The organism is Armatimonas sp., from assembly GCF_043757465.1.
Classification (GTDB): Bacteria; Armatimonadota; Armatimonadia; order Armatimonadales; family Armatimonadaceae; genus Armatimonas.
The window spans coordinates 1-25,718 of the sequence record NZ_JAYVPL010000018.1 but is presented as its reverse complement, the minus strand read 5'-3'; the positions used below and the strand labels follow the sequence as shown (position 1 = coordinate 25,718).

The following is a 25,718-nucleotide window of genomic DNA, read 5'->3' as shown; positions in this document are numbered from 1 at the left end:
TCTTAAGTCGCGAAAAAAATATTACGAAAATATTGTCGTGTATTTAATTTCGTGTTATTATAGTCACAGGAGGTTCATGATGAACAAGCAAGTAGTGGCCTGTGCAAGTGGTGATGGAATCGGCCCCGAGATAATGGCAGCAGTGCAGCGGGTGTTGGAGGCGGCAGGAGCACCGCTGGAGTGGCGCTACGTTGAGCTGGGTAAGCTGGCGTATGAGAGTGGGCATAGCTCAGGGATCACGCCCGAGGCATGGGAGACCATTCGTGCGACAAAAGTGCTGCTCAAAGCGCCTCTTACGACCCCGCAGGGCGGCGGCTACAAGAGCGTGAATGTGACCCTGCGCAAGTCGCTGGGACTCTATGCCAATGTGCGGCCCTGTGTCGCCTACGCTCCGTTTGTAGCAACATGGCACCCAAAGCTCGATATGGTCATTATTCGTGAGAACGAGGAAGACCTCTACGCCGGGATCGAGCACCGTCAGACCGATGAGGTAGTGCAGTGCCTCAAGCTGATCAGTCGCCCTGGCTGTGAGAAGATTGTTCGCTACGCCTTTGAGTACGCCCGAAAGAACAACCGCTCCAAAGTGACCTGTATGACCAAAGACAATATCATGAAGCTCACCGATGGACTTTTTCGCCAGGTCTTTGAGGAAATCTCCCTGGAGTACTTAGATGTTCAAACGGAGCACATGATCATTGATATTGGCGCAGCCCGGATCGCAGACACTCCCGAGCGCTTCGATGTCATTGTGACCAGTAATCTCTACGGGGATATCATCTCCGATATCGCCGCCCAGATCGCGGGCTCCGTGGGGCTGGCTGGCTCCGCGAATATTGGCGAGCACGGTGCGCTTTTCGAGGCGATTCATGGCAGTGCACCCGATATTGCGGGACAAGACTGCGCCAACCCCTCGGGCTTGCTTCAGGCCGCTGTCCAGATGCTCGTCCACTTGAACTTACCCGACACCGCTACTCTGGTGCACAATGCCTGGCTCAAGACCCTGGAAGAGGGGATTCACACGCAAGATATCTTCCGCGCCGAGACAAGCGGTGAGTGTGTGGGAACGCAAGCCTTCGCAGACGCCGTGATTGCGCGGCTGGGCCAGGTGCCGGTTCTTCTTCCCTCTGCCTGTTACACGGAAGCGAGTGAGCAAGAGGCACCAGCGCTCATCACTTCTGCTCTTCCTCGTCCCAAGGCGACCAAAGAGCTCGTGGGAGTGGATGTTTTTTTGCACTGGCGTGGCACCTGCCCGGAGGAGCTGGCGCTACGGCTCCAGAAGCTTGGCTCGGCTCGGCTGAAGCTGGTGCTCCTGACCAACCGGGGCGTCAAAGTCTGGCCGGATGGTTTCCCGGAGACGTTCTGCACCGACCACTGGCGCTGCCGGTTTACTGCAAAGGGAACCAAGCTGATCTATCACGGTGATGTCCTAGCGCTTCTGGCGGGCCTGGACATGGCAAGCCTTGACTTCATCAAGACCGAGAACCTCTACGAGTTTGATGGTATCCCCGGCTTCGCCCTCGCACAAGGTCAGTAGGCTTACGCGAGGTAGGTGTGTAGCTCTGCCGCCAGCTCGGGGGCCTCGTGGCTGGCGGCGATACTCTGAAGGGCCGCGCTGAGGCGCTCAGGGTAGCCTTTGCCGATCACCCGCAGTGCCTCAGCCAGGTAGTCGCGCTGGGCTTGGTCGTCAGCGATAAGAAAGCCTGTCAGCTCCGTGAGGACACTCTCGCCCTCACTGCGAGCCAGCGCCGCGAGGGCTTCGAGCTTCTCGATCTGGCTCAGCTCGTAGAGGAGCGCATCCACACAGACACACGTGGCTTCGTCGCAGGGGGGCTCCCAGCGGTAGCGCGTGAGCAGCTCCTCAGCGGCGGTGGCGAGCTCCGTGGCATCCCACCCCCCTTTGCGTGTCAGCCACTCTTGCAGGCCGATCAGGTGCTTGCTCTCCTCGTAGCTCCAGTGCGTCCAGAACCACGCCCGGCCCCGGCTGGCACGCAGTAAGTTCTGATTGATCGCGGCGTAGTCTGGAAGCAGTGTCGCGTCCCGCCAGAGCGCAAGTGTCGCGTCTACGAGCGCCGGGCTTGGCGCGGGGGTCTCTGCCTGCCACTCTATCGAGCTCAACGGGTTCCAGTGCCGCTCGGCATCCGCCTTGGCAAAGTGCTCTTTGTAGAGGACATAAAGCATCCGCTCCGTCTCTTTATCCAGCATCGCGGCGGCGGAGCGCTCGCTCGTGGCGTTTTGCCGGGCGTTAAGGTCGTCATCTTCATGGCTGCGTAACATCGTGACTCTTGGTATCACAGCGCCCCACGTCAGTCATGGGCCAAACGGCCTATTTCACTTTTGTCAAGCGAGCCTCGGCTTCTTTGTGAACGGTGTAGCCCGCCGCCATCAGCGGCATCCCGGTCGGTGTGAGGCGTGCGGCTTCTTGCCAGTGCGGCACAGCGGCAGCACTCTCCCCCTTTTTGTCCAGAAGATCACCAAGCTGTAAGTGCGCATCGGCTCTCTGCTCGCGTCCAATCTCATAGAGGAGCGCCTTCTGGTAGCAATCCATTGCCTTTTGGTTTTGCTCTTGCCTCTGGTGGAGAGCGGCAAGTGAGAGGAAAAGATGCCCTCGGCTCTTAGGCTTCTCATAGTAAAGCGCTCTTTTCCATGCCCACTCGGCTGCCTGCCATTGTCTTTGTCGCTGGAGCTGCTGCGCTTCGCCCTGCCAGACCCAGGCAAGATCCGTACGCTGCTTTGCCTCAGCACTCTGGTAGACGGAAAATCCTCCGAGAGGAATTGCGATTCCCAGGTAGATCAGCGCAACACGGTTGATGAGTTTCATGGCTCTTCAGTGTACATGCAAGCCCATCTAGTTGCATTTCTTGACGTTTAATAGGTATATTTTATTATGATGTCATCTAACGAACCGATCTTGACCATGCGCGGGATCGAGAAGTCCTTTGGAACCGAGGTCAAGGCGCTCAAGGGCGTGGACTTTGAGGTGCGCCCCGGAGAGATCGTCGCGCTGCTGGGCGAGAACGGGGCGGGCAAGTCCACGCTGCTCAAGGCTATCACGGGCGTGCACACCCCCACGGCGGGCGAGGTGCGCTGGTACGGACAGCCAGTGACTTTAGACTCTCCCGCGAAGGCGCGTGATTTAGGGATTCGGACGGTCTATCAGGAGCTGAATCTTGCGCCGCACTTGAGTGTGGCCGCGAATATTTATCTAGGCGCGGAGCCGATGCGCAGTGGCTTGCTGGATCACAAGGCGATGCGTGAGAAGGCACAAAGGCTTTTAACGGGCCACGGCTTTGATCTTAACCCCGATGCACTGGTGGGGACGCTTGGTCCGGCGCAGCGACAGGCGGTAGAAATTTGCAAGGCACTCTCCGAGGAAGCGAAGCTACTACTCTTAGATGAACCGACATCGTCGCTGGGTGAGAAAGAGATCGAGGAGCTGTTCACCACACTGCGCGCACTGCGAGAGCGTGGCATCGGGATGGTTTTTGTCAGCCACAGACTACCGGAGTGCTTCGTGCTGTGCGACAGAGTGGTGGTGCTCCGTGATGGCCTGAAGGTCTACGAGGCCAATATTAGCGAGACGGATACCTCCACCGTGGTGCGTGCCATGGTGGGGCGAGAGCTCTCAGACTTTTACCCCCGGAAACCCATCGCCCCCGGTGCGGAGCGGCTCAAAGTGGATCTGGATGGCGTGCAGTTCGCGACCTCTGCCGGAGAAGTGGTCGGGATCGCCGGATTAATGGGAGCCGGGCGCACGGAGCTTTTGGAGGCGATCTTTGGCTTGCGGCACATGGCTGGAACCGTCTTTGTGGACGGCAAGCCACTGCCGCTCAATAAAGGCCCACGGGCGGCGATCAAGGCGGGCGTCGGGATGCTCACGGAAGACCGTAAGCGCACAGGGCTGGCGCTGGGCTTGCCGGTACGTCACAATGTAACTCTTGCGGGGCTGGAGAAGATCGCGCCGGGGCCGTGGCTCTCCCATGGCCCAGACAAAGCCGCGACCAAGGCCGAGATCGAGCGTCTGCGGATCAAGACTTCGAGCACGGAAACACTCATGGGGACGCTCTCGGGCGGCAACCAACAAAAAGGAGTGCTCGGGCGCTGGCTCCATGCGGGCTCATCGGTCTTGCTCTTTGATGAGCCGACGCGTGGTGTGGATGTGGGGAGCAAGGTTGAGATCTACGAGCAGATGAACGCTATCACCCGTGAGGGCGCAACCATCGTGCTGGTTTCCTCCGAGCTTCCTGAGCTTCTCGGGATGAGCGACCGGATTCTGGTGCTCTTCCAGGGGCGCTTAGTGGCTGACATTGCCCGCGCCGATGCCACGCCTGACCGCGTGCTGCACTTTATGATGACCGGAAAAGATATCGCACTATGACACTTGCTAAGCGCTTACTGCCTGCTGTTTCGCTTCTTTTACTCTGCATTTTCTTTGCCATTCGCGTGCCGCAGGCTACCGGGCACCAGTCGTTTCTGAGCCTAGACAACCTCTACGGCGTGACAGGGCAGTACGCTTACTTACTGCTGATCGGGATGGGGGCGACACTGGTGATTATCGCGGGAGGCATTGATCTCTCCGTGGGCAGCGTGCTCGCGCTCTCGGGCGTCACTTCCGCATACTTAATGGTGAAGTCCGGCTGGTCGGTGCCGCTGGGAATTCTAGCGGGGATCGGAATCGGGGCGCTCTCGGGCGGGCTGGTCGGGGTGATTGTCACAAAGATGAAAGTCCCCGCCTTTATCGCCAGCCTCGGGATGCTACTCGTCGCACGCGGCGTCACTTTACGGATTGCCAAGGGCGTCACGGTGGATGGGACGCCCGACACTTTCAATGCCTTGGCTGCGGGTAAGGTGCTGGGAGTCCCGATGCCGCTTATTCTGGTGGTGGTGGTGGCTGGGCTGATCGCCTTTATCTTGCACTACACCAAGCTGGGCCGCTATGTCTACGCTATTGGCTCCAACGCCGAGGCCGCCCGTGTCTCGGGTGTTCCCGTGGAGCGGGTACAGCTTGCGGTCTATGCCATCGGGGGGGCACTGGCGGGCCTCGCGGGGCTTGTGGAGTCCGCCCGCCTCAGCTCCGGCAACCCCACGGGCGGCAGTGGCTACGAGCTTGATGTCGTCACTGCTGTCGTTGTTGGTGGCGCGAGCCTGGCAGGCGGCGAGGGCCGTGTCTCGGGCACGCTTCTTGGAGCGTTGCTCATAGCAGTTCTGCGCAATGGCTCGAATCTGCTGGGCGTAGACCCGTTCGACCAGAACATCTATATCGGCCTGCTGATTATCGGAGCTGTGGCGTTTGATCAGAAACTTCGCAAGCTCGGCTAGCCGGGCGCTACTATTGTCCGGCTCGAATCTTCTCCAGTGCGATTTTCTGTTCCGCTCCGAGTTTCTCCAGCGCGGCCTTCCAGCCTGCTTTGTAAGGCTTGAGGGTCTCGATCAGTACCTCGGCCATGGCGACATTTCGGAACCACTTGTTGTCGGCGGGAACCACGTACCAGGGGGCCTCCGGGGTGGAGCAGCGCTCCAGCACATCATCGTAGGCCGCGCTGTAGTCGTCCCAGAAGCTGCGCTCTGTCCAGTCGCTGGGGTTCAGTTTCCAGGATTTCTCGGAGTTGGACTCACGCTCTAAAAGCCGCTTCTCTTGCTCGTCTTTGCTCACATGCAAGAAGAACTTCACCACGATCACATTGTTGTCGGTGAGCAAGTTCTCAAAGTTATTGATATCCTCGTAGCGCTTCTCCCAGATCGCCTCGGGCGCGAGATTGTGGACGCGCACCACCAGAATGTCTTCGTACTGGCTGCGATTAAAGAAGACTACCTCGCCCTTGCCGGGGGTCTGCTTGTGGATGCGCCAGAGAAAGTCATGGGCACGCTCCTCAGGGGTCGGCACTTTAAACGCCGCCACACGTGTTCCCCCAGGGTTCATCGCGCCCGCCACACCTTTTATCGCTCCGTCTTTGCCCGAGGCATCCCGCCCCTGAAGCACCACGAGAAGCGCGTGGGTTCCGGCGGCAGAGAGCAATTCCTGAAGCTTGCCTAGCTCCAGAGCTTGCTTGGCAAAGCGCACTAGCGCCTGCGCTTCGGTCATGTCACCATCACGCTTGGTCGGGATCGTGGTAAAGCTCACCTTACCGGGATTGTCAAATTTTTCGCACAACATGGGGGGATTATACCAACCCCGTGACGGCATGGACGATCAGCCCAGACTCACCGTTTGCGCTGGTGATCGTGAGCTTGCCTCCTCCCGAAACCGTCAGGCTCCGCAGACCGGGAGCAACCGTGCGAGCACTAGGATCAGAGAGTGCGCTCGGATCGCCGTCTGCAGCGATATTAACTCCATAGACTAGCGCGGTCTCTTTCCCCTGAACCGTCACCGCGCCCACTTTCGTACCGCGCTCGGTTTTATGCGTGGCCGCGACGATTAGCCGCAGCTCGCTCCCCGGTAGCTCCAGTGTGAGCGAGAGCGGCGCGGGTTCGGTGAGCTTTCCGGCAAGCAGCACCGACGACAGACGATAGAGAACGCCATCGCTCAGGCGTGCCTCGCGGGCTTTGCCAGGAAGCACCGCGACCGAGCCCGCACGAGGTGCTTGTGGTTTGTTTTTATTCTCGCTCCACAGCCGGGTGAAGATTTCCCCTGCATCCCAGCTAGGCTTGGTCACGCCGCCGTTCCAGAAGTGCTCCGCTGCCAGCACCATCGCCACAAACTGCCGCCGCTCCGGGCCATCGGCCACCTCGGCCTTGGACTCATAGCCACACCAGGTCGTCTGCAAGCCCCCCCAGGCTCCTACCTCCGCAGCGGCTTTGGAGAAATTTGCCACATTACCTGGGTTGAACCAAGTGCAGGCTACGACTTTGGCGAAACCCGCCTCGCGCAGTGTCTTCAGCGACGGGAATTTGTCGTGCGCCCCGTACTGCCAGTCGAACATCACGATATCTTTAGGCAGGTTGTCACGAAGTGCCTTCGCATCGGCGACGCTCGGTGCCGTGCCAAAGCAAGGCGCGACTTCCGAGGGATGCAGCGCCATATCGGCCCACATCCACATTTCTTTGCCACGCTTGCGATGAAAAGCGTGCCAGTGCTTGGCGTTGCTCACAAAAAGCTCCGAAAAAGTGCGCGGGGCTGAGCGAAACGGGAAGCGACCGCGCATGGTCACTTCATCGAGCCCCGCATGGAACGCGGGGGCTCCGAACAAGTCATCGGCCTCCGCGACCAGGCGCTCTAGATACCCGACGGCAGCGGGATTGGAGATATTCACGGCGTAGGGCAGCTCGGGATCCTCTGCAAACGCCCGGTTCTGCGGCTTGTTGAAGAGCCACTCCATGTGCCCGTAGCTCTGCACGAGCGGCGTCAGTGTCACTTCGTGCGCTTTTGCAAACGCCACTTCCTCTTTGATCGCCGCCTTGGTACCACCCCAGCTTGGAGCCACCGACGGATCGCTCTCCCACTTGAGCTGCTCGCACTGAATGACTAAGTGATTGAGCTTAAAGGGCGAGTAGAGGCGGGAGATGAGCTTTTTATGGAATGGTAGCGCATTCTGTCCATGGAAGAGATGGACGCCGCGAAAACCCAGAGTCGGCCAGTCCTCGATCTCCACGGAGTGAACGACCTGCCCACGTTCATCGGTATCAATGAGCTGGAGAAATGTCTGCGCTGCCCAGAGTGTCCCGGCTTCGTCGCTGCCGGTTAGCCGAATACGCTCTTTGCGAACAGAGACGCTGTAGGACTCCGGACGGCTCCCCGCCGCTGTTGCACGCTTCCCTACCACCACTCCTCTCGCTTCCTGGGACACGGGAACGAGAGAATCGTTGAGAAGCGCTCTTGCGCGCTCGGCTCCGGGGCCGAGAACCTCGATCCGGGTCTTCTCTGTTAGGCGCACGGGTGGGCCCGTAACAGTGAGTTTCTTGGGCGTTGGGATCACCAGCGGCACTTTGGCGGCCTGTGGGAGAAAGACATTGTGGCGGCCATCTCCCCCGCCCTGAAGGGCACCCCCTCTTCCCCTAGTCACTCGTTGCTCGTTGGGAAGAGGGGCAAAGGAGAGAGTGAGGGTAGCGGTTTGCTCACCGTCGGTGAAGCGCACCGGACGGGGAGGGGAGCCCAGTCCCAACCAAAAAATCGGGGCGGCCTGCGCCCACTCCGAAGGCTCCTTGCGGGCATCGAAACAGACGGGTTTCTCTCTGCCATGCCAGCCCAAGGTGACTTGCCCAAGCTTTGTCTGAAAAGCGAGCCGGGTAAAGAAGAGCCCAAGCCGACGCTCCTCCTGAGAACCGGTGAGCGGGGTGAGTGGGACGGTGGTCAGGTGCGTGTCACCGCTGACAGCCGTGCCTGCCAATAGATTCGCATTCACGTAGCCCGCCGCCCACTCGATCTCGGCAGGGATGTCGGATTTCAGGCGGTAGCGCAGGGTCGTGGTAACTGCGTGCTCGGTGACGAGCCACTCGAACGCAACGAAGGCACTCTCATTCTCCGCGCTCGCTTCGGCAAGCCAGCTCTGGCCGACTTTGTGCCAGGGAGTTTCGATCCAACGCATGGTAGTGGGATTGAAGAGCACCCCGCTCCAGCCCGCTTTTACCAGATAAAAAGTCGAGCGACGGATCACAGGAACACCATCCAAAGCGACATTTAGACCATTGGCGGGAGTCCAGCCCACCGTGACACGACCTACAGTAATTGCGTTCATAGGTGCACTACCTTAATCGTAACCGTGCGCTCAGCGCCTGCTCCTGTGATTGTAAACGCTGTGTCTTTGAAGCGGGGTGGTCCCATACGAATCTTGGGATCGTTGGAGAAACCAAAGCCTTCTTTGGGAATCCCGAAAGTCTTGGTGTCCAGCTTCCCGTTGCTGTTCTCATCGTGAAACAGTGTCACTGCATAGACTCCTGGTGCAAGCTTGGGCAAGACAAAACGAGCGGTTTTGTCCTCGCTGAGGGCGCACTGCCCACTGGCAATTGCCTTCTCTGCCTTATCTGGGAAGCCCTCCGGGCCAGAGAAGAGCGAGTAGACCACCTGGCCCTTGGTGCTACGCAGCCCCGTCACCTCCACCCTGAGTGCCGTCTCCTGGAGCTTCTCCCCCTCACTGGGTGTGACAGGGTAGTGGGTTTTCACCCAGACAATGGCTTTTTCTAGGAACTTTGGAGCAGCACGTAGGACGATGGCTTTGGTGCTCTCTCCCTCCATCTGGAGAGGCCACGCGCGGGCGGGATCGTATTTCTCCGGGAGCGTTAGCAAGAGCTCTAGGTCATCGCGCGTTAGCTCAATAGTGAGGATGCCCTTTTGCATCTCACACCGCGCCCTTGGCTCGCAGGAGCTTCTCCACCTGGGCATGGCCGTTTTGCTGGGCTGCCTTGAGTGGGGTGAAGCCATCGGCCTGCATGGCGTTGGGATTGGCTTTTGCATTGAGCAAGAGCGCCACTAGGGGGGCGACCACGGACTCGGGCTTATCGGCAACGGCGGAGTGGAGCGGTGTCAGGCGCATCGCATTTTCGCTTACCGCGTTGGGATCGGCGTGCTCTTCGAGGAGCAGCTTGGCGCAGTAGTGGTGCCCAAAAAACGCCGCAAGGTGCAGGGCAGTAAAGCCATCGTGGGAGACTTCCAGCGCCCGATCCCGGTGCAGGTGGAGTAGCACGGAAACATCGCGAATTCGGCCCAGTGCGGCGGCCTCGAAGATCGAGAGCGTTTCGCACCGAGCCTCACCAATCCGCTCTGCCAGAGCTTTTCGCCCGTGGTAGAGCGCCAGAAGTGAGACGGGCATACCGTCTGGAGTGGAGGCGCTGGCAAGCGCGGGGTTGGCGATAAGCGCCTCACGGGCCGCCGTTTCATCGCCTTTCGTTGCTGCCGCTAAAAACTCTGATTCCGTCATAGTGCCATTCTACCCCTAATAAAAGAAGGTATTAAAGCAGGCTCATGAAGACAAAGTGGCAGGCGCTTGCGGCCATTACCATCACGTGCCACAGATCGTGGTAGTGGAAGGCGCGGCCTGGCTTGGGGTTGGGGTGCTTCACACAGATCGCTCCGCCGATACTGTAGATCAGACCACCCAGTCCGAGCCAGAAGAGCGCTGTCAGCGAGAGGGTCTTGACGATAGGGACGATGGCGATAAGAAAAACCCAGCCCATGAGAATAAACAAAAGCGCTTGAAGCCAGTGAGGGACGCGTTGTTTGAGGGCCCAGTCTACAACAATCCCAATAACGGCCAGGCCCCAGATGATCCCAAATAGTGTCCAGCCCCAGCCGCCCCGTAGCGGCAAGAGGCAGAGCGGGGTGTAGGTACCCGCGATGAGCAAGTAGATCCCCGTGCGATCCAGGCCATAGAGAATGCTCTCGATTTTCTCTGGGACGCGCAGGCTATGATAGAGAGCGCTGCCCGTGAAGAGCAGGATCAGGGTCACGCCATAGATCGAGAACGCCGTCGCGCGCCAAGGCTCGCCGCGTGACCAGACCAGCAGCAAGACGAGTGCCGCCACACCTAGCAGGGCACCGATACCATGCGAGAGTCCGGAGAACGGATCTTTGAGCTTCATGATTTTATTCTACCGGCGAAGTAGGTCTCTTAGCCAGCCAAAAAGATCGAAACGGCTCACCTGGGCGGTCCGGGTCGGTTTAGGCGAGGGCGGCGCAGGCGGCTGACCGAGTGTCGGTTCCTCTAAAAAGCTCCGACGGTAGGTCAATTCCGCCACAATCGGTTTCTCGTACTTAGTGGCTTGCGCGAGGGTCTTGAGCTTGTTGTCGGCCATCACCTTGGCGACGATATCTACAAAAGGTCGAATGTTTCCGGTGTTGATCTTGCGGTCGAGCAGTGTCGCCAGCCCCGCCTCGCTCTTAATCACATCGCTGATGGTTCCCGTGAGCTTGGTACCATCGGCTAGGGGCACGCTGATTGGGTCGTTCTCGGGCCAGTACGATGCCTTGGCCTGCTTGATCTGTGCCACGCGGTAGGCGGCACTGCGACGGCCCGCGCGCTGCCAGATCGCGGTGAGGCGCTTATCCTCGATGATCTTCGTGACGGCGTCCTTGCCCGAGAGCTCCGCGCCGGTTGCCGGATCCACGACGGTGAGAGTGCGGTCGGTCTGGATATCGAGGCCGAACTGGCGGAAGTCCTGCTGAAACGCCGCTGGGTTCTCTTTTTTCTCTAGGGCGAGCGCCTTGCAGATATCCTGCTCGCCGCTGCCATCAGCCATCGTGACGAACTGGATAAATCCCACGGAGACGTAGCCCGTGTCGTAGGTCTGGGTGGTCTCGAAGCCACCCTCCAATGCGCTGACCTGTGCAAAGCACTTGCGCTCACAGGCGGAGAAGCCCGCCTCGTTAAAGAGAATCGCAAGCTCGGTCTCCGGGATGTCTTTGACGCGCTTTCCGTAGGAGACCACGCCCTTGGCAAACCTATAATAAGCGAAGCGATCTTTGTCGAAGCGCACATTGTCTCGGTAGATATAGGGCTCGTCGTTGTCGTCGAAGCGGATCGTGTACTGCATCGGCGTGATCGCGCTGTGAAATGCGGCGGGTGGGTTCCCGGCGGCGGCTAAGAGTGCGGCGGGTGCTGGGCCCGGATACGATGGCATCGCCTGTGGCTTCGGCATCGGCGACGGTCCCGCCGAGGCCACGGTGACTGTATTGGCACCATTGGCGGCATCCGCGAGCTTTTGTGCCTGGAACTTATCCCAGGCGATCTTGGCATCTATCCAGCTCTCCCACTCCGCCACGCCGCCCTTGGCTGTCTGGCTCGGGGGAATCTTCTTGCCACCGAGAACGGCACGCTGGTAGGTTAAGAACCAGCTCGAGCCCTCAGGGGTGAGGCGCACGGCCCACGGACCTGGTTTGCCAGGAGCAACGGGCGCAACCTCCACGGAGTAGCGCCCCGGTGCGTTCCAGTATGTCACCAGTGCCTTGCGCTCGATCTCGGTAAAGAGCGGTGGTGCCTGAGCGGCCTGCGTTTTGTGGACGAAGATACCGCCTGCGGTTGCGGCGGTTAAAGCAAGAGAGAGAGGAATAACAGGTCGCATAACAATATCCTTAAGTATACCGTAATTATGCGCGGCTAAGTTCCTTATTTGTACCCCACTGCAACCTTTTATGCGGCCTCGTGTCGGATACTGCGGAGGTTTTTGCTATGCGTGTACTTCTCCTACCCACAGCAGCTCTTATTTGCTGCCTCTCTTGTGGCTGTGCCAGTGACACATCTCGAGCGCGTGAGTCCGCTCGGACATTTCTTGCGGCGATGAACCAGGGCGATGTGAACAAAGCGCAGTCCGTTGCCACGCAGGCGGCGCGACCAAATCTTGTGACCATGCTCAAGGACAATAAACCCAGTAGCACGGGCTTCACTCTGGGTGAGCCACTCGTAAAAGACGACACTGCTGAAGTGCCTGAACGTGTGGTGGGCGAGTTCTTTGGTGCGGCTGTCGGAGAGCTGACTAAAGGCCTCAAAAGCGCTGAGAAAACAGCGCCTAAGTGAACTGCCCGTCGGGGGCGATGCGGGGGGCACTCTTGCCAAAGTCTGTCTGGGAGAGTGCCTTAATTAGCCCGATCGCCTGTTTCTTTGGATCGAGCTGCGGTCCACCCGGGGCGCGCTGGAGCAGGGGGTGAATGCGCCCACGCACAAACTTTCCGGCATCATCGAGGGTGGCACTTAAAACACAGGTCACACCGCCTGGCCCACTCAGGCTCATGCGTCCGTAGGTGGCGAAGTTGCCCAGTGAGTAGGCGATGAGGTGCTCTTTGTAGAGCTCCAGACCCCGCAGCACATGAGGGCCGTGCCCGATCACCAGGCAGGCTCCCGCATCAATTACGGCATGCGCAAATCTTCGTAGATCGCCGCGTGACTCGCCGTAGAACGACTCGCCGCCACGGGGGACGTGCTGGTACGCTGCGCCCTCGGCACCGCCGTGAAACGAGACTACCACCCGTGCACTGGTCTTTTTCGCCTGGCGGACAAGTGCCTGCGCCGCCGCGATTGCGTTGAGATTGGGCGAGACCTGGTTCGTGGCGAATCCCAGAAACGCGACACCCTTCATCAGAGTGGCCGCGCCGCTGGCACCCGCCGCCGCGATTTGAAGGCGCTCTAGCGTTCGGAGTGTCTGCGTGCGGCCCGTGCCCTGAAAATCGCTGGCGTGGTTGTTAGCGACCGAGAGTACATCAAAGCCCGCCTCCTGGAGCCACTTGCCGTACTTGGTCGGGGTGCGGAAGGCGTAGCTGTGCGCAGCGTTGGCCTTGCCGGGTGTCACCGTGCCACCGTCGCAGAGTGGCCCTTCTAAGTTCCCAAAAGCGATATCGGCGGCTTTGAGAAGCGCTGCGGCGGGCAGCAGAATATTCTTGCGGGGCAGATTGGGCGAGGGCCAGTCGCTTCCCAGCATAATATCTCCCACTGCGGCAATTGTCAGAGGCATGTGTTTATCCCTACTTCACTTGAAACGGAAAATTAGCCGTCGCCGCGCCGCCGCTGCTATCACGGACATAGACAAAGAGCCTGTACGCACCGGGCTCCGTGGGGACGGGCAGGGTGAACGGCTTGCCCGCCGCGCCGGGAAGCTCGGTGAGCCAGGTATTGTTCTCCCGGCGCAGCTCCCAGCGTACTTGCACCGGCTCGGTGGTGCGGAGTGTGAGTGTGGCGGAGAGGGGCGAGCCGGGCGCGACACTCTTGCCCTCAGCGGCGCTACTCAGGCTCACCAGCTCGGGGCAGGGCTTTGCCACAGGCTTGCCGGTCCAGGCTTGCGAGAGTGCATCAACGGCGGCTAGTCTCTCGCCGGTTTTAGGCAGAAACATCCCAAACCAGGTTGGAGTCGCCTCCAGCTTGTCGTCCCAGAGGAAGACATAGCTCCCCAGGCAGGTCGGCTGTCCGGCGACTCCCTTTGCATAGGTCTCGGCGTAGCGCTTGCCCTTCTCCGTGCTAGTGGCCTCGCGCGCCGCGCCCCACTCCGTCTTGCCCACTTCCCACGGCCCCAGCGGCCCGAACTCGGTGAGGATGTAGGGCTTTGTCCAGCCCGCTTTTTTGAGACGCTCGGGCAGGCTCGCCGCGCCGCCGTAGGCATTGACTCCCAGAATATCAACCGATGGCGCCAATGTCTTGAGCTGCGCCAGCTTCTTGTCACTAATCTCCGCCACCACGGTCATCGTGAGGTGGTCGGGGTCGGTCTTGTGAATGTACTGCGCCGCTTGCTCGACATGCTTCCACATCGCCTCCGTCTCGCTGTCGTCGAGGCCGTTTTCCATCTCATTGCCCAGTGCCCAGCAGAGCAGCGCCGGGTGGTTCTTGTCGCGGGAGACATGGCCGCAGATCGCATCGAACTGCCCGGCGACGGCTTTGGGGTCGGTGTAGCGGAAGCCGTGTTCTTTGTGGCCTAGCCAGATTCCTACCGTGGTGGTCAGGCCTAGGCGCTGGCACTTGTCCAGCATTCCCCCGACTTCGTCAGCACCCCAGGTACGCAGGGAGTTTCCCCCTGCCGCCACGAGCTCCTCCAGGTAGTGCGCCCCGCCCGCGCCCCGGACAAAATAGGGCTTGTCGCCGCGTAGCAGTCGCCAGCCCGCCGTTGTTTTCTCTATGCTTGTTTTCATACTAGCCTCACCGTATGGCAGATTACCGGCAGACCGGTGGCATCGTTGAACTCGGCGGCGGCTTCGATGGCCTTGGTCGCCAGCGCCTCGGCATCCAGCGCGGGGTCGTCGTAGAGCGCCCAGAGCGCACCCATGGCGTACTCCATCCCGCTGCCGTAGGCGTAGAAGCGCGTGAACTCCTGCACCAGCCGGTGGGAGCCGACCCCGAAAATCCCGTGAGGGCTGGCGATCAGGGTATCGAAGCGCGTGGACTCCACCGAGTCCGACGTGTCCTCATTGGGATTGAGGAAGTAGCGCTCTTTGCATGCATGGTGTAGCAGGAGCCAGGTGGCGAAGATGTCTTCTGGGTCGGTGAACTTGGGCGTGGTCTTGAGGCTCCCAAAGTAGTTCTTGAGCATGTGGCGCGCACTCGACGGCCCACAGTAGGCGACAAACCCTTTACCCACTGACATCACTTTTTGGTGATTGGCGACATAAGCCGCGCTCTCTTTTTGGCTGCCCCACTTGGTGAGCGTATCCGCTGCGATCGCCCCCTGAGCGCCCTTGCGCACCACGACAATGGTTGACATGGGGGAAGTATACCCGCCCACTCCTGATTCCCCCGTCAGACGGGAGTTAGGGGGTAGATATCCACGGCCACGCCGGGGGAGTAGTGGGCTAGTAGCGGCGGCGAGTCCAGCGCGAACCCGGCGGCGTGGGTGAGAGTCTGGTTAAGATCGCTAAACGCAGCGGGCTGGAACGAGTAAGGCGGGTGTGCGACCCGTCCGGAGAGGAGTGTTTTGCCCGAGACACTGAAGAGTGTGTAGCGCTCGATGAGAAAGTGCTCCACGGTGCCAGGGGCTGCCCTGCCCAGCACGGTGCCCGGCTGGGGGCCGTAGGTCACCTGGCAGTGGGCGGGGCGGGGCGGGTGGCTCAGACGCTCACTGGAGTAGCGAATCTGGGAACCCGTGCGCTCCATCGTCATCTTGGCCCAGTGGTAGGGGAGCTTGAAGAGCCCGCGCGCTAGCTCGACCGCGATGGGGTTGGCGGCCTCCAGACTGAAAAAATACACTCCTGCGCGGCCCGATTTATCCCGAACATAGACACGGACATTGGTCTCATGGAAGTGAGAGAGCCACGACACGGGCGGCGACCAGACCGGACGGACGTTGCGCATGGTGAAGGGCACCAGCCCGAGATAGGTCTTGCCCCTAAAAGTGTCTACGGTTAGGCCCTCGGGGAGGCGTGCTTGCACTTGCTCTGGAGAGATCTCCCAGTGCAAAAAAAGCAGCGCGTCCCACTCCTGGCGCATCACGACTCTCGACATGCAACCCAGGATACCGTTTCTCTGTCTATGAGGGTAGGATAATAACCAATATGCCGGATAGTGATAATATTTTTTCCATTGCCAAGCTGCTAGGTGACCAGGCCAAGAAAAAGGTCAAGGAAGCCCTTGGTGGTGAGGAAGACGACAAGAAACGCGGCCCGACACCCTGGCCCCCGATGAGGAATGAAGATATGAGCTACATGGAGCCCGACTGGGACGAGCTGGATCGCAAGGCAAATGCCATCGTCCTGACCTACACGACTGTCTCTGCGGCAGCCACGGTTCTGCCCTTCGTGGATGTTGCCGTGGTCACCATGACTTTTGCCAAGATGACCACCGAGCTTTCGGGTGTCTACCAGGTGCTGGTCTCTGCCAAGCGTGCTCGGCAGATGGGCTGGGCGATTGCCTCCACCACAGGCGCCGTTCTAGGAGCCGCGTATGGGGCGATGTATGCAGCTACCAAGATCGCTAAGTTTATCCCCGGTGGCTACTTTGTCTCCGTGGCCATTCAAGCGCCGCTCACTGCCGCCGTGGCATGGGCTGCGGGTGACTCGCTCAAGAACTACTTCAAGGCATGCCGTCAGGGCCGCGACCCCGGGATAGACGCGCTGAAGGAGTCGTTCACCAATACGCTGCACATTAAGCTGAAGGGCGTCAAGTTGCCAGGGGGTAAGACTGCCAAAGATGCCGAGATCGCCGATCCCATGAGTAAGTCTGCGGCAGGTGGCGCCGCAACAGGGGCCTCAAGCGAGGGCAGTAAAGATAGTGTTTCCGATGCCGTCGAGAAGCTTGCCACCCTTCACGAGCTGCTAAAGCAAGGCGCGATCTCGCAGGCGGAGTACGATAAGAAAAAAACCGAGCTCCTCAGTCGAATCTGAGGTTTCTACGCAGCCAGGGTGAGGACGACTTTTCGTTCCTCATTCTGGCGCTTTAAGAACTCCGGAATGGCGGCGGCTGGGATAGCGGGGGAGAGTAAGAAACCCTGAATCTTGTCACAGTTCAAGTCTGCCAGAATTGCGCGCTGTTTCTCCTGCTCCACTCCCTCCGCAACAACTTCCAGATCGAGCGCATGGGATAGCTCAATGATGGCACGGATAATTGCCTGTGTCTGAGGGGCTTCTAAATCTATCAAAAAAGACGCGTCGATCTTCAGGCAGTCCAGAGGAAGGTCTCGGAGGTAGGACAGCGAGGAGTACCCGGTGCCAAAGTCGTCTACCGCGAGCCGAATGCCTAGCTCGTGGAGGCCCTCCAGTGTTTTCAGCGCGGCAGCGCCCTTTCCGAGCAGTGCAGACTCGGTAATCTCCATCTCCAGAAGGCGTGGCGGCAGGCCCGTTGCTTCCAGAGTTTGTTCTACCCGGCGCAGGAACCAGGGCTGCGTGAGCTGGATTGTCGAGACATTCACGGCGATCAGAGGGCTGAGGCCATTTTCGGTGAGCCAGCCCGCGGCTTGCTCACAGACATTTTGCATGATCCAGGAGCCCAGCGGCTCGATGAGGCCACACTCCTCGGCCACGGCGATAAAGCGAGCCGGGCTGATCGGGGCCTCTTCACTGGGGCGCTTCCAGCGTAGGAGAGCTTCCAGACTACTGACTTCCCCTGTACGAGGGTTCATCTGCGGCTGGTAGTGCATCTCAAACTCACCCTGCTCCAGTGCCCGCCGCAGGCAGCGTTCTTGGCGCAGACGTTCCTGGGTGGCATCGTGCATGGAGTGGTCAAAGTAGCGGAAGTTGTTGCCCGTTTGCTTGGCCTGGTACATCGCGACATCGGCATGGCGCACCAGGGTCTCGCCATCCATTCCGTCGTCGGGGTAGAGGCTAACCCCGATACTGGCGGAGACGAACAGCTCTTGGCCGCCTACCAGAACGGGGCGAGCGACCGCGGCAAGCAGACGGCGTACGAGAATCTCCGTTTCGTCGGCGGAGTGGATCGGGTTGAGCAGGATCGTGAACTCATCGCCGCCCATACGCCCGATCATATCATGCAGACGCAGGGTGTCTTGGAGCCGCTGGGCGACGATACGTAGCAGAGTATCGCCTGTCTCGTGCCCGAGGGAGTCGTTGATGCGCTTGAAGCCGTCCAGGTCGAGAAAGAGAATCGCCAGCAGGTGCTCCGGAGGTAGCGTGGCCGATGCCTTCTTGATCTGCTCCATGAAGTAGTTCCGGTTGGGAAGCTCAGTCAGAGCATCGTGGCGCGCACGCCAGAGAACCCGCTCCTCACTAACGATCTGGGGGCCGATATCGCGGGTAGAGCAGAGGTAGCGTGTTGGTGTCCAGCTCTCCTCCAGAGTGCGTATCCGTGTTTCCAGCCACTGGCATGCACCCTGGCGCGAGACATGCCGCCACCGAACGGTTGCCTCGCCGGTGCGCCGCAGCCGTCGCAGCGTCTGCATGACGCGGGGCTTGTCCTCACTGTGCATCCAGCGAAACACCGACTTACCGGTTGTCTGCCGTGCCGACAGGCCCGTGATGCGTGTGAGAGCGGGAGTTGCGTAGAGAGTGAAGAAGTTGGTATCGTGGAGGCTCACGATATCATCCATGAGATCCATCATCAGGGCAAAACGGGTGTCCGTGATATGGACTCCCGTACTTTCTACAAGAGCGGTCACCTCATGGGCGCTGAGATGGTAGCGTGTGATCTCACCGGAGGTATCCGCCAGAGGGACGAGTGTGGCTGCCAAACAAGTCTCGTGGCTTTCTTGCTCCTGAGTACTCTGGATCTTGATAAAACCTTGCCAGCCTTGATTCGCTGCGGCTTCCTTGAGGGCATCGAGATGACTGAGAATCTTAGGGCAGTGGCCGGATTCCTGGGGAGTCAGCTCCTCCTGGGAAGAGAGCCAGCTCATCTGGGTAAGGTGAGGGTCTAGCAAAAAGCGTTCTGCCGTCGGATTGAGATAGACCAGCCGGCCCTGCGTGTCGAGAAGGCACGAGAGATCCGGGCTTTTTTGTGCGGCTGCGCCCAGCCAGAGCATCCATTCCGAGGTTTCAGGAGTCATCCTTAAGATTATGGTTTTTTTGACACAACCACTTAGACTGAATGGAAAATTAGACGGAATGGAAAATTTGATAAAACAAGAAGCGGGCAGCCGCCTCGCTGAGCTGATCATGTAGCAGCGGCGTTGCGCCCTCGGGAACACTGAAGAAAGCATCTACAGGCGGCGGTGTCTCTGCGGGGGCATCGAGGGCGGATTCCGTGGGGATAAAAGTGGGAAGCTCTCGGATCTCCGCACCGGCGATTCCCAGGGGAAGCGCTGTGGAGAATCCTGCCAGACCAGAGAGTAGAGAGCCCGGCTGCTGATCCGCCGGGCGAGCGAGCACCCGTTCCTGACGGAAGGGCTGCCAGAGCCGAAGGAGCGTCTGGGAGTGGTTGGCTCCGCGACGGGAACCGTTGCTCAGCGCCACCGTACGGCACCAGCGAGGCCAATCCGGGAGCGAGGGCGGTGTCCAGGGGCGGGTGATGACCTGCTCGGGCCAGTCCGCCAGTCCGCGTTTTTTCCAGTGCACCTTGGTGGCGTAGTCTCGTAGGATCGCTTGGGTAATCGGGCTGTCTAGCGGGCGCTGCATGCCAGGGCCCGCGTAGCGGCGGATCAGGGCCTGGAGCTGCGGATTGAGGTTCGCGCCTCGGTGGGGAGTGTCGTAGGTGACAAGAGTACGCACGGGGAGCAAGCGATCCGTGAGGGCGATTCGGGCCGTGAGCCCCCCCGTGCTGATTCCCACCACGGAGACACGCTCCCGCATGTCGGCTGCCAGAGTGCGAATCGCCTGCTGTGCCCGTGGTGCCAGTGTCCCGGGGAGGAGCTGCGAGTCCGGGAACCGCACGATGGCGACACTGCCCCCAGCAGCGCGGATCAGGTCGGTTACGGGAGCCATGAGCTGCATCATCTGTGTGGCGGTGAATGCGTTGGACGCGTCGAAGCCCATCAACACCAGCACCACCGGCCCCTTTTTTTCGCGCGTCGGCCCCCAGAGCGGCGTACCGTCGGCGAGGAAGCGGTCTGGTGGCTCAAAGACAGTGAGAATGTCCTCGCTCTGGCTTAGAGCAAGCATCTGCGCATCTCCCGATGTTAGTATCGCACGCCAGGTTCCTTCGAAAGCGAAGCCCAGTGCGAGGTGTGCTTTTCCTTGGGCATCGGTGCGCACTTGTTGTTGGAGACAGTCGTGACAGGGAAGGGGGCTGCCATCGGGAAGCCGCCGCCAGCCGGAGAGCTGAAGCCGAACACGCAGTGCTTTATTGGCAAGAGGGCGACCCGCCCGGTCTTGCACAAAGAGCGTTACGGAATCCATCCGAGGGTGAGCCGTGCGCCGTCCCGCTCTAGCCGTGCGGTCGCGAAGGCCTGCGGGGTGAGCGTGGTCGAGACGAAGAGTGTCAGGCGGTTGAGAGGCGTGGGCCCCAGCTGGCTGGCATCGCGCCGACGGCGCTGCTCCGCTTCCAGGGCAACGGACAGGTGCGCACTGGCCTTGTAGTCGGTGCGGGCAAAGAGGACGGAGGCATTAGGCCCCGCAGGATGGCCCAGGGGAGAGTCGCCTTGGTTCCACCAGTTGGCCTGCGCCTCGCTACGGTAGGTGCGGCGGTTGGTATCAAGGGTCTCCACACGCCAGGCAAGCGGGCCGCGCACACCCGCCGCACCGAGAAGCAGTCCCGTGCGCTGGGGGGTCGTCTTGACGCCGCCGAGAAACGCGGGGGCCTTGATATCATCCAGCAAGTACTCGGCGAAGAAATGTGTCCCGTCTTTTTGGCGGTACGAGACACTCAGATCGGCCATGTAGTTGAGCCAGAGCGAGTTTTTATACGCCGCCGAGCGCGGCAGCCCGAGCCAGCGCCCACTGCCCAAAGCGCTCCAGTCGTGCTCATAAACATACCAGGGAAGTGCCGCCGCAAACGCGGGGTCGGGGAGGCGGAGTGCCTTGATGGCTTCGCCCGCGGAGATCTCCCACGGGCCGCTATTCTGAAAGGTCAGCCGTCGGCCCGCCAAGTGCCGCCGCGTCCCACTGGCGGTGTCTTTAGGCGCACTGAGATCCTCGGGCTCGAAGTACTGGCCGTAGAACTGCTCGAAGGTGATACTGCCAAAACGCTTGCTCACACCGATACGATCCAGGGGCGGAGCGGAGTCGGAGAAGAGCATCCCTCCCGTCCAGCCCGGCCCCCAGCGCAGCGGCTTGCGCCCTGCCGAGAGCTCCCAGCCCCGCCAGCTCGTGCTTAGCTCCGCCGCCGTGATGCCGTGTTTTGTGGCTTGTACCTGCCAGCCGGGGCCGTACGCAAAGGCACGTGGCTCGTTGCCCAGAACGAGAATCTCGGTTTTAGGGGGAAGTTTTTCCAGCAGAGGAGCCAGCTCGCGGCGGGTGAAGAGACGGTCGCCGCGCAGAAAGTCTACGGGTTGCCAGCCGGGGAGCAAACCTAGCCGCGCAGCGGCGGCTAGCCGTGCGTAGAGTGGGTCACTTGGAGCCACAATCTCATCGGTGAGGGCAGAGGGGATCATCGGCGGATAGTGGTTCCTGCAACAAAGACGGTCTCCACCGTGGGGACTTCCCCACGTGCCACCCGAAGGATCTCCGCGCGGAGGGTATCACGCTCACCCTCACAAGCCAGGCGGATAAGGCGATCCACCACGGTCGTGAGCAGCGGCGAGGTGGTTCCACTCTCACTCACGGAGATCTTGGTATGGGCCGTGGGGCAGCGTGCTTCACTGGCGTAGAGAAGCTCCTCGTTGATCTTCTCACCGGGCCGTACACCCGTGAACTCGATCTTGATATCCACATCGGGTCGCAGGCCAGAGAGACGGATGAGGTCGCGTGCCAGATCTAGTATTCGGACGGGCTCGCCCATATCCAGCAAGAAAGTCTCGCCGTGTTTGCCCATCGCCCCCGCCTGAAGAATAAGCTGAACGGCTTCGGGGATAGTCATGAAGTAGCGGGTCATCTGCGGATCCGTGACCGTGATGGGGCCGCCGCGTGCGATTTGCTTCTGCATGGTCGGCACGACGGAGCCGCGTGAGCCGAGTACATTGCCAAAGCGAACCACGGCAAACTCAGTGCCCAGATGCTGTCGGGAGAGGCTGGAGACGATCTGCTCGCCGATGCGCTTGGTCGCGCCCATGACACTCTCCGGGTTGACGGCCTTATCGGTGGAGACATAGACAAACTTGCGAACCCCACACGCGGCGGCGACCTCGGCGATATTGCGCGTGCCTAGAACATTGTTCTTCACCGCCTCGCTGGGGCTGGCCTCCATTAGCGGGACATGCTTGTGCGCCGCGGCATGAAAGACAACAGTGGGGCGCTCCGCGAGAAAGACTTCCTCTAACCGATCCTTATCTTTCACATCCGCGATAATGGCGATGGGCGCGATCCCAAACTCACGGATCAGCTCCTGCTCGATCTCAAAGATCGAGTTCTCCCCACGGCCTAGCAAGAGCAGGCGCGCCGGGTTAAGCCCCGCGATCTGGCGACAGAGCTCGCTGCCGATACTACCCCCCGCGCCCGTGACTAGGACGCGCTGACCGCTCAGATACCCCGCCAGCTCTGCCAGGTCGGTCTGGACAGGCTCGCGGCGCAGGAGATCCTCGATCTTGACGGCGCGGATTGAGGTGAGGCGCGAGATTCCCGTGGCACTACTTCCCTCGATCAGATCCGTAATATCCGGCACCAGGCACAGGCGGGCAGGCACGGACTCGCAGCGGGCGACAATGTCACGGATGGTTTTCCCCGCCGCACTGGGCATCGCGATAAGAATCACCTCTACCCCTATTTTTTGCGCGAGGGCGGGAATATCTTGCGTGGTTCCCAGGACAGGCAGGCCATGGATACGTGTGCCTCGGCGCTTGGGTTCATCGTCCACAAAGCCCACGGGGACAATACCCTCAGCGGAGCGACGTAGAAGCTCACGGGCTACTGTCTCGCCCGCATCCCCTGCCCCGACAATCAGAGCGCGCTGGCTGGGAAGCGACGGCGTTTCCAAGCTCTTGTCCGACCAGAGCCGGTAACCGATACGCACTCCTGAGAGTAGGCAGATGGTCAGCACCCAGTCTATGATCTGCATCCCCCAGGAATAAACCCAGGGCACGCCGTCGCCGAGCATTCCCAGAAAGCCGTAAAACACCACCGTTGAGAGCGTCGTCGCTCCCGCCACGGTCTTGAGATCGTGTACCGACATGTAGCGCCAGCGGATACGGTAGAGCCGGAAAAGCCCGAAAGCCACCACACGTAGCGTCACCAGCACGGGCAGTGTCACCAGCACGGTCTGCAGATAGGCGTTGTCAGAGCGAAGACTCGAAGAACCGTGCTTGAGCAGAAATGATACCAGATTTGCCGCACTTACCAGCGCGGCATCTATCAGTATCTGCCCGACAATCCGTCGGCTAATGGGAGGCAATGGCATTTGTTTCAGAGGAAATTCCGGGTCATTCTACCACTAATGTCACAACCTAAGATAGCCTGCCGTTGTCTCTACTTGTAATGAAGACGACTACTTTAACACGAGCTTGCCTATAGCTACCGTCCCGGCACACAGGGCGTCCATCCCAGTGGCATGACTCTGGGGCTAGGGCGACGATTTTAGTAACTCATGCAGGAATGCACTCTGGTTTTGCCGAATCGTCTTAGTGAATAAAGTCAAACACTACTGTTTGGGAGGTTTTATCATGATTCGTTCTCTCACCCGCGTCGCCCTGAGCGGCGTTGCCTTAGCGCTGATGATCAGCGGTGCACAGGCCAAGCCCCCGTTTGCTGAAAAAGAAGGCAAGAAATGTACCTACTGCCACGCACCCGCGCCGCCTAAGCTCGGCTACCGTGCGCTCTACTACAAGATGCATAATCTCAGCTTCGAGGGCTTCGATGATGCCGCTGAGGCCAAGAAGGCGAGCGTGGATGTTGGCCCCGACCCGGAGCCTAAACCCAAGAGCTGGACCGCTCCCAAGTCTGCCGAACCCGAGAAAACCGCTCCTAAGGCACCCGAAGCCCCTAAAGGCCCTAGTGTTGCTGAGCTGAAGAAAAAGTCCGATGCTGCCGCCGCCGCGCTCGCCAAGAAGCCCAAGGACGCCAAGCTGAAGCTCGCCGCTGCGCAGGCAATGGCCGGGCTGGGCCACGGCCAGATGCTCGACCAGAGCGTCCCGCCGCGTGTGCGCTACCCGCAGGCTCTCGCGACTCTGCGTAAGGCGAAGGCACTTGATCCTAAGAATAAGATCGCTCTTGAGGACATCAAGGCGATCGAGGATGCCTACACCAGCATGGGAATGCCGATTCCTAAGTAGCCCCACCCCTGCCCACCCCCTAGCCCCCATCCGGTGGGGAACACCGGGGGTGGGTATTTTGTTTTTATGGACGAGACGGGATTTATCGCGCACTGGCCGGGCACGCCGGAGGCGACCAACAGCGACGCCTTCGACGAGGACGTACTGGAGTCGGCGGTGCCGGTGCTGGTGGAGTTCTGGGCCGCGCGGTGCAGCGCGTGCCTGAGGTTGGCTCCGCAGCTCGAGGCGCTGGCACGGGAGCTGCAAGGCGAGCTGCGTGTTTTTACGCTCAATGTGGACGAGGAACTGCCCGCCGCCGTGCGCTTCGACGTGCTTGCGATCCCGGCCCTCTTGCTGTTTCGCGAGGGGCAGGAAGTGGTGCGCTGGGTGGGAAGTGTGGATATATCTAAGGTGCGAAGCCAGCTCAGCATTTAAATGGAACCCATAGTGATTTCACAGGCTACCGGACAGATTATTATCCTCAATGGCACCCCGCGCTCGGGGAAGTCTCGCCTTGCGGCGGCGATTCAGGTGAGCTTTCCGGGAGTCTGGATGAACCTTGGGGTAGATCACTTTATGGCGATGACGCCTGCGCATCTGAAGCCGGGAATGGGCCTGCGGCCCGGTGGCGAGCGTCCCGATCTGGAGCTGTTTCTCCCCCCTCTCTACCGGGCACTCTACGGCGCAATTGCCGCCCATAGTCGCGAGGGGCTGAGTGTGGTGGTGGATGTGGGGCACCACGACAGCTACTCGCAGCCGCTGGGGATTCTGCCCGTGTGCGCCCGGCTGCTCACCGACTTACCCGCTCTGTTTGTTGGGGTACGCTGTCCGCTTGAGGTGATCTTGGAGCGCCGCCTTGCCACCGGCTACGATCTTCCCGGTGCACCGATTCCCCCGGCGGTTGCGCTCTGGCAGAAGGCCGTGCACGAGCCCGGTGTCTACGATCTGGAAGTGGACACGTCGCAGCTCACCCCTGAGGCGTGTGCCACTCGGATTCGGAAGTACCTCGACTCGGGAGCGGCCCCCACGGCTCTCTCTCGGCTCGCCGCCCAATGAATTTGCAAACCTCGAGTTTCATTACCGACGATTTCCGATCCCCGATCTCAGCGGCGTATCTGGCGCAGGTGCTTACTCTGTCTTTCTGGCGGCAAACAGCACGTCGGAGGGTTTCCAGGTTTCGGCAAGCCGATCCGCTGCTTGGAGCCACTCGGCGATACGAGATTCAGGCGGGATGCTCCTGCCCCAGTATTCGATGAAGAGAGAGTCTTCCAGACGAAGTGCTGCGGCTTCCATCTCCTTTTCGATGTCCTGACGCGCCCGCTGGACGTAGTTTCCGCCCCGCTGGCTGTCCGTTCGCAGCGCCACACTTCCCGCCGAGAAGAGATCGCGGGCCTGCGGACAGAGCACGCCGTGGTAGGTCAGCAGATACAGCACCACATCGTCGTACTTGTTCTTGGCGCGTGAGGGCTTGACGATTTGGGGGCACAGCAAGGCGGCTTCGGCGCGGAGCCTGCGCTTCTCTACTTGATCGAGGTTCATGTACAGCCTTGCCTGAACCTAATCTTGTCCCGTAACTTTTTTTGCCAATGGAACCAAAATTGCTATGGAGGGAGTTATGAAAACCCAAAACTCTCTCCCCGAAAAATCAGATGCCA

At 60.3% G+C, this 25,718-nt stretch carries 25 protein-coding genes; 8 read left to right on the top strand and 17 right to left on the bottom strand.

The features are described from left to right. Positions 1–79: 79 nt before the first annotated feature. On the top strand, positions 80–1,534 hold the full coding sequence (locus tag ACH2ED_RS02565) for an NADP-dependent isocitrate dehydrogenase (protein ID WP_395088644.1): 1,455 nt from the start codon (positions 80–82) through the stop codon (positions 1,532–1,534). A gap of 2 nt (positions 1,535–1,536) precedes the next feature. Here the strand turns inward: ACH2ED_RS02565 and ACH2ED_RS02560 are convergent, their stop codons facing one another. Next, positions 1,537–2,274 (bottom strand): hypothetical protein, encoded by a 738-nt coding sequence (locus ACH2ED_RS02560; RefSeq protein ID WP_395088631.1) that lies wholly within the window; start codon positions 2,272–2,274, stop codon positions 1,537–1,539. A gap of 49 nt (positions 2,275–2,323) precedes the next feature. Next, positions 2,324–2,818, bottom strand: coding sequence for a hypothetical protein (locus ACH2ED_RS02555; protein ID WP_395088630.1), 495 nt, complete (start codon positions 2,816–2,818; stop codon positions 2,324–2,326). A gap of 66 nt (positions 2,819–2,884) precedes the next feature. Here ACH2ED_RS02555 and ACH2ED_RS02550 point away from each other — a divergent pair, with 66 nt between their 5' ends. Together ACH2ED_RS02550 and ACH2ED_RS02545 are read left to right on the top strand one after the other, a co-directional pair. After that, positions 2,885–4,375 (top strand): sugar ABC transporter ATP-binding protein, encoded by a 1,491-nt coding sequence (locus ACH2ED_RS02550; protein WP_395088629.1) that lies wholly within the window; start codon positions 2,885–2,887, stop codon positions 4,373–4,375. Next, entirely contained in the window at positions 4,372–5,316 is a 945-nt protein-coding gene (locus tag ACH2ED_RS02545) for an ABC transporter permease (RefSeq protein ID WP_309695207.1), read from the top strand. The genes ACH2ED_RS02550 and ACH2ED_RS02545 overlap by 4 nt, the downstream gene beginning before the upstream one ends. Positions 5,317–5,326: 10 nt before the next feature. On the opposite strand, the gene ACH2ED_RS02540 is transcribed toward ACH2ED_RS02545, so the two are convergent. The 6 genes from ACH2ED_RS02540 to ACH2ED_RS02515 are packed head-to-tail and all read right to left on the bottom strand — an operon-like array spanning position 5,327 to position 11,988. Beyond that, positions 5,327–6,151, bottom strand: a complete 825-nt coding sequence (locus ACH2ED_RS02540; protein WP_395088628.1) for a PPK2 family polyphosphate kinase — start codon at positions 6,149–6,151, stop codon at positions 5,327–5,329. A gap of 7 nt (positions 6,152–6,158) precedes the next feature. After that, positions 6,159–8,669: a glycoside hydrolase family 20 zincin-like fold domain-containing protein gene (locus ACH2ED_RS02535; protein WP_395088627.1), complete on the bottom strand. Its 2,511-nt coding sequence runs from the start codon at positions 8,667–8,669 to the stop codon at positions 6,159–6,161. Then, complete coding sequence (locus ACH2ED_RS02530; RefSeq protein WP_395088626.1) at positions 8,666–9,268, bottom strand: DUF2141 domain-containing protein; 603 nt, start codon at positions 9,266–9,268, stop codon at positions 8,666–8,668. Before ACH2ED_RS02530 ends, ACH2ED_RS02535 begins: the two co-directional genes overlap by 4 nt. Position 9,269: 1 nt before the next feature. Beyond that, positions 9,270–9,848 carry an ankyrin repeat domain-containing protein gene (locus ACH2ED_RS02525; RefSeq protein ID WP_395088624.1) on the bottom strand — a complete coding sequence of 193 codons (579 nt, stop codon included), beginning with the start codon at positions 9,846–9,848 and terminating at the stop codon, positions 9,270–9,272. A gap of 31 nt (positions 9,849–9,879) precedes the next feature. Next, a complete protein-coding gene (locus tag ACH2ED_RS02520; RefSeq protein ID WP_395088623.1) occupies positions 9,880–10,509 on the bottom strand; it encodes a hemolysin III family protein in 630 nt (209 codons plus the stop codon). Between the two features lie 9 nt (positions 10,510–10,518). Further along, positions 10,519–11,988, bottom strand: a complete 1,470-nt coding sequence (locus ACH2ED_RS02515; RefSeq protein WP_395088621.1) for a hypothetical protein — start codon at positions 11,986–11,988, stop codon at positions 10,519–10,521. 107 nt (positions 11,989–12,095) lie between these two features. Between ACH2ED_RS02515 and ACH2ED_RS02510 the strand changes: the two genes are divergently transcribed. Beyond that, the gene (locus ACH2ED_RS02510; protein WP_395088619.1) at positions 12,096–12,440 is read left to right on the top strand and encodes a hypothetical protein; all 345 of its coding nucleotides are present in this window, start codon (positions 12,096–12,098) and stop codon (positions 12,438–12,440) included. On the opposite strand, the gene ACH2ED_RS02505 is transcribed toward ACH2ED_RS02510, so the two are convergent. The 4 genes from ACH2ED_RS02505 to ACH2ED_RS02490 are packed head-to-tail and all read right to left on the bottom strand — an operon-like array spanning position 12,433 to position 15,842. After that, the gene (locus ACH2ED_RS02505) at positions 12,433–13,371 is read right to left on the bottom strand and encodes a CapA family protein (RefSeq protein WP_395088618.1); all 939 of its coding nucleotides are present in this window, start codon (positions 13,369–13,371) and stop codon (positions 12,433–12,435) included. The genes ACH2ED_RS02510 and ACH2ED_RS02505 overlap by 8 nt on opposite strands. Before the next feature lie 10 nt (positions 13,372–13,381). After that, positions 13,382–14,536: a glycoside hydrolase family 2 TIM barrel-domain containing protein gene (locus tag ACH2ED_RS02500; protein WP_395088617.1), complete on the bottom strand. Its 1,155-nt coding sequence runs from the start codon at positions 14,534–14,536 to the stop codon at positions 13,382–13,384. Continuing rightward, positions 14,533–15,105 (bottom strand): hypothetical protein, encoded by a 573-nt coding sequence (locus ACH2ED_RS02495; RefSeq protein WP_395088616.1) that lies wholly within the window; start codon positions 15,103–15,105, stop codon positions 14,533–14,535. Before ACH2ED_RS02495 ends, ACH2ED_RS02500 begins: the two co-directional genes overlap by 4 nt. Positions 15,106–15,140: 35 nt before the next feature. After that, entirely contained in the window at positions 15,141–15,842 is a 702-nt protein-coding gene (locus ACH2ED_RS02490; RefSeq protein WP_395088615.1) for a YqjF family protein, read from the bottom strand. Positions 15,843–15,892: 50 nt separating this feature from the next. On the opposite strand from ACH2ED_RS02490, the gene ACH2ED_RS02485 reads away from it, so the two are divergent. Next, complete coding sequence (locus ACH2ED_RS02485) at positions 15,893–16,720, top strand: DUF697 domain-containing protein (protein WP_395088614.1); 828 nt, start codon at positions 15,893–15,895, stop codon at positions 16,718–16,720. 5 nt (positions 16,721–16,725) lie between these two features. Here the strand turns inward: ACH2ED_RS02485 and ACH2ED_RS02480 are convergent, their stop codons facing one another. The 4 genes from ACH2ED_RS02480 to ACH2ED_RS02465 are packed head-to-tail and all read right to left on the bottom strand — an operon-like array spanning position 16,726 to position 23,213. Further along, positions 16,726–18,834 (bottom strand): putative bifunctional diguanylate cyclase/phosphodiesterase, encoded by a 2,109-nt coding sequence (locus ACH2ED_RS02480; protein ID WP_395088613.1) that lies wholly within the window; start codon positions 18,832–18,834, stop codon positions 16,726–16,728. Between the two features lie 49 nt (positions 18,835–18,883). Beyond that, a complete protein-coding gene (locus tag ACH2ED_RS02475) occupies positions 18,884–20,122 on the bottom strand; it encodes an esterase/lipase family protein (protein ID WP_395088612.1) in 1,239 nt (412 codons plus the stop codon). Next, a complete protein-coding gene (locus ACH2ED_RS02470; RefSeq protein ID WP_395088611.1) occupies positions 20,110–21,315 on the bottom strand; it encodes a hypothetical protein in 1,206 nt (401 codons plus the stop codon). Before ACH2ED_RS02470 ends, ACH2ED_RS02475 begins: the two co-directional genes overlap by 13 nt. Next, complete coding sequence (locus ACH2ED_RS02465; protein ID WP_395088610.1) at positions 21,312–23,213, bottom strand: polysaccharide biosynthesis protein; 1,902 nt, start codon at positions 23,211–23,213, stop codon at positions 21,312–21,314. Before ACH2ED_RS02465 ends, ACH2ED_RS02470 begins: the two co-directional genes overlap by 4 nt. A gap of 262 nt (positions 23,214–23,475) precedes the next feature. Between ACH2ED_RS02465 and ACH2ED_RS02460 the strand changes: the two genes are divergently transcribed. From ACH2ED_RS02460 to ACH2ED_RS02450, 3 genes are all read left to right on the top strand, one after another. Then, complete coding sequence (locus tag ACH2ED_RS02460; RefSeq protein WP_395088609.1) at positions 23,476–24,084, top strand: hypothetical protein; 609 nt, start codon at positions 23,476–23,478, stop codon at positions 24,082–24,084. Positions 24,085–24,150: 66 nt separating this feature from the next. Further along, on the top strand, positions 24,151–24,498 hold the full coding sequence (locus tag ACH2ED_RS02455; RefSeq protein WP_395088608.1) for a thioredoxin family protein: 348 nt from the start codon (positions 24,151–24,153) through the stop codon (positions 24,496–24,498). Continuing rightward, positions 24,499–25,119, top strand: a complete 621-nt coding sequence (locus ACH2ED_RS02450; RefSeq protein ID WP_395088607.1) for a chloramphenicol phosphotransferase CPT family protein — start codon at positions 24,499–24,501, stop codon at positions 25,117–25,119. Between the two features lie 72 nt (positions 25,120–25,191). On the opposite strand, the gene ACH2ED_RS02445 is transcribed toward ACH2ED_RS02450, so the two are convergent. Next, positions 25,192–25,602, bottom strand: a complete 411-nt coding sequence (locus tag ACH2ED_RS02445; protein ID WP_395088606.1) for a hypothetical protein — start codon at positions 25,600–25,602, stop codon at positions 25,192–25,194. Positions 25,603–25,718 lie beyond the last annotated feature (116 nt).

What these genes read in the sequence shown, in the direction of transcription:
- ACH2ED_RS02565 (WP_395088644.1), top strand. Translation starts at nt 80, where the DNA reads ATGAACAAGCAAGTAGTGGCCTGTGCAAGTGGTGATGGAATCGGCCCC.
- ACH2ED_RS02560 (WP_395088631.1), bottom strand. Translation starts at nt 2,274, where the DNA reads ATGTTACGCAGCCATGAAGATGACGACCTTAACGCCCGGCAAAACGCC.
- ACH2ED_RS02555 (WP_395088630.1), bottom strand. Translation starts at nt 2,818, where the DNA reads ATGAAACTCATCAACCGTGTTGCGCTGATCTACCTGGGAATCGCAATT.
- ACH2ED_RS02550 (WP_395088629.1), top strand. Translation starts at nt 2,885, where the DNA reads ATGATGTCATCTAACGAACCGATCTTGACCATGCGCGGGATCGAGAAG.
- ACH2ED_RS02545 (WP_309695207.1), top strand. Translation starts at nt 4,372, where the DNA reads ATGACACTTGCTAAGCGCTTACTGCCTGCTGTTTCGCTTCTTTTACTC.
- ACH2ED_RS02540 (WP_395088628.1), bottom strand. Translation starts at nt 6,151, where the DNA reads ATGTTGTGCGAAAAATTTGACAATCCCGGTAAGGTGAGCTTTACCACG.
- ACH2ED_RS02535 (WP_395088627.1), bottom strand. Translation starts at nt 8,669, where the DNA reads ATGAACGCAATTACTGTAGGTCGTGTCACGGTGGGCTGGACTCCCGCC.
- ACH2ED_RS02530 (WP_395088626.1), bottom strand. Translation starts at nt 9,268, where the DNA reads ATGCAAAAGGGCATCCTCACTATTGAGCTAACGCGCGATGACCTAGAG.
- ACH2ED_RS02525 (WP_395088624.1), bottom strand. Translation starts at nt 9,848, where the DNA reads ATGACGGAATCAGAGTTTTTAGCGGCAGCAACGAAAGGCGATGAAACG.
- ACH2ED_RS02520 (WP_395088623.1), bottom strand. Translation starts at nt 10,509, where the DNA reads ATGAAGCTCAAAGATCCGTTCTCCGGACTCTCGCATGGTATCGGTGCC.
- ACH2ED_RS02515 (WP_395088621.1), bottom strand. Translation starts at nt 11,988, where the DNA reads ATGCGACCTGTTATTCCTCTCTCTCTTGCTTTAACCGCCGCAACCGCA.
- ACH2ED_RS02510 (WP_395088619.1), top strand. Translation starts at nt 12,096, where the DNA reads ATGCGTGTACTTCTCCTACCCACAGCAGCTCTTATTTGCTGCCTCTCT.
- ACH2ED_RS02505 (WP_395088618.1), bottom strand. Translation starts at nt 13,371, where the DNA reads ATGCCTCTGACAATTGCCGCAGTGGGAGATATTATGCTGGGAAGCGAC.
- ACH2ED_RS02500 (WP_395088617.1), bottom strand. Translation starts at nt 14,536, where the DNA reads ATGAAAACAAGCATAGAGAAAACAACGGCGGGCTGGCGACTGCTACGC.
- ACH2ED_RS02495 (WP_395088616.1), bottom strand. Translation starts at nt 15,105, where the DNA reads ATGTCAACCATTGTCGTGGTGCGCAAGGGCGCTCAGGGGGCGATCGCA.
- ACH2ED_RS02490 (WP_395088615.1), bottom strand. Translation starts at nt 15,842, where the DNA reads ATGTCGAGAGTCGTGATGCGCCAGGAGTGGGACGCGCTGCTTTTTTTG.
- ACH2ED_RS02485 (WP_395088614.1), top strand. Translation starts at nt 15,893, where the DNA reads ATGCCGGATAGTGATAATATTTTTTCCATTGCCAAGCTGCTAGGTGAC.
- ACH2ED_RS02480 (WP_395088613.1), bottom strand. Translation starts at nt 18,834, where the DNA reads ATGACTCCTGAAACCTCGGAATGGATGCTCTGGCTGGGCGCAGCCGCA.
- ACH2ED_RS02475 (WP_395088612.1), bottom strand. Translation starts at nt 20,122, where the DNA reads ATGGATTCCGTAACGCTCTTTGTGCAAGACCGGGCGGGTCGCCCTCTT.
- ACH2ED_RS02470 (WP_395088611.1), bottom strand. Translation starts at nt 21,315, where the DNA reads ATGATCCCCTCTGCCCTCACCGATGAGATTGTGGCTCCAAGTGACCCA.
- ACH2ED_RS02465 (WP_395088610.1), bottom strand. Translation starts at nt 23,213, where the DNA reads ATGCCATTGCCTCCCATTAGCCGACGGATTGTCGGGCAGATACTGATA.
- ACH2ED_RS02460 (WP_395088609.1), top strand. Translation starts at nt 23,476, where the DNA reads ATGATTCGTTCTCTCACCCGCGTCGCCCTGAGCGGCGTTGCCTTAGCG.
- ACH2ED_RS02455 (WP_395088608.1), top strand. Translation starts at nt 24,151, where the DNA reads ATGGACGAGACGGGATTTATCGCGCACTGGCCGGGCACGCCGGAGGCG.
- ACH2ED_RS02450 (WP_395088607.1), top strand. Translation starts at nt 24,499, where the DNA reads ATGGAACCCATAGTGATTTCACAGGCTACCGGACAGATTATTATCCTC.
- ACH2ED_RS02445 (WP_395088606.1), bottom strand. Translation starts at nt 25,602, where the DNA reads ATGAACCTCGATCAAGTAGAGAAGCGCAGGCTCCGCGCCGAAGCCGCC.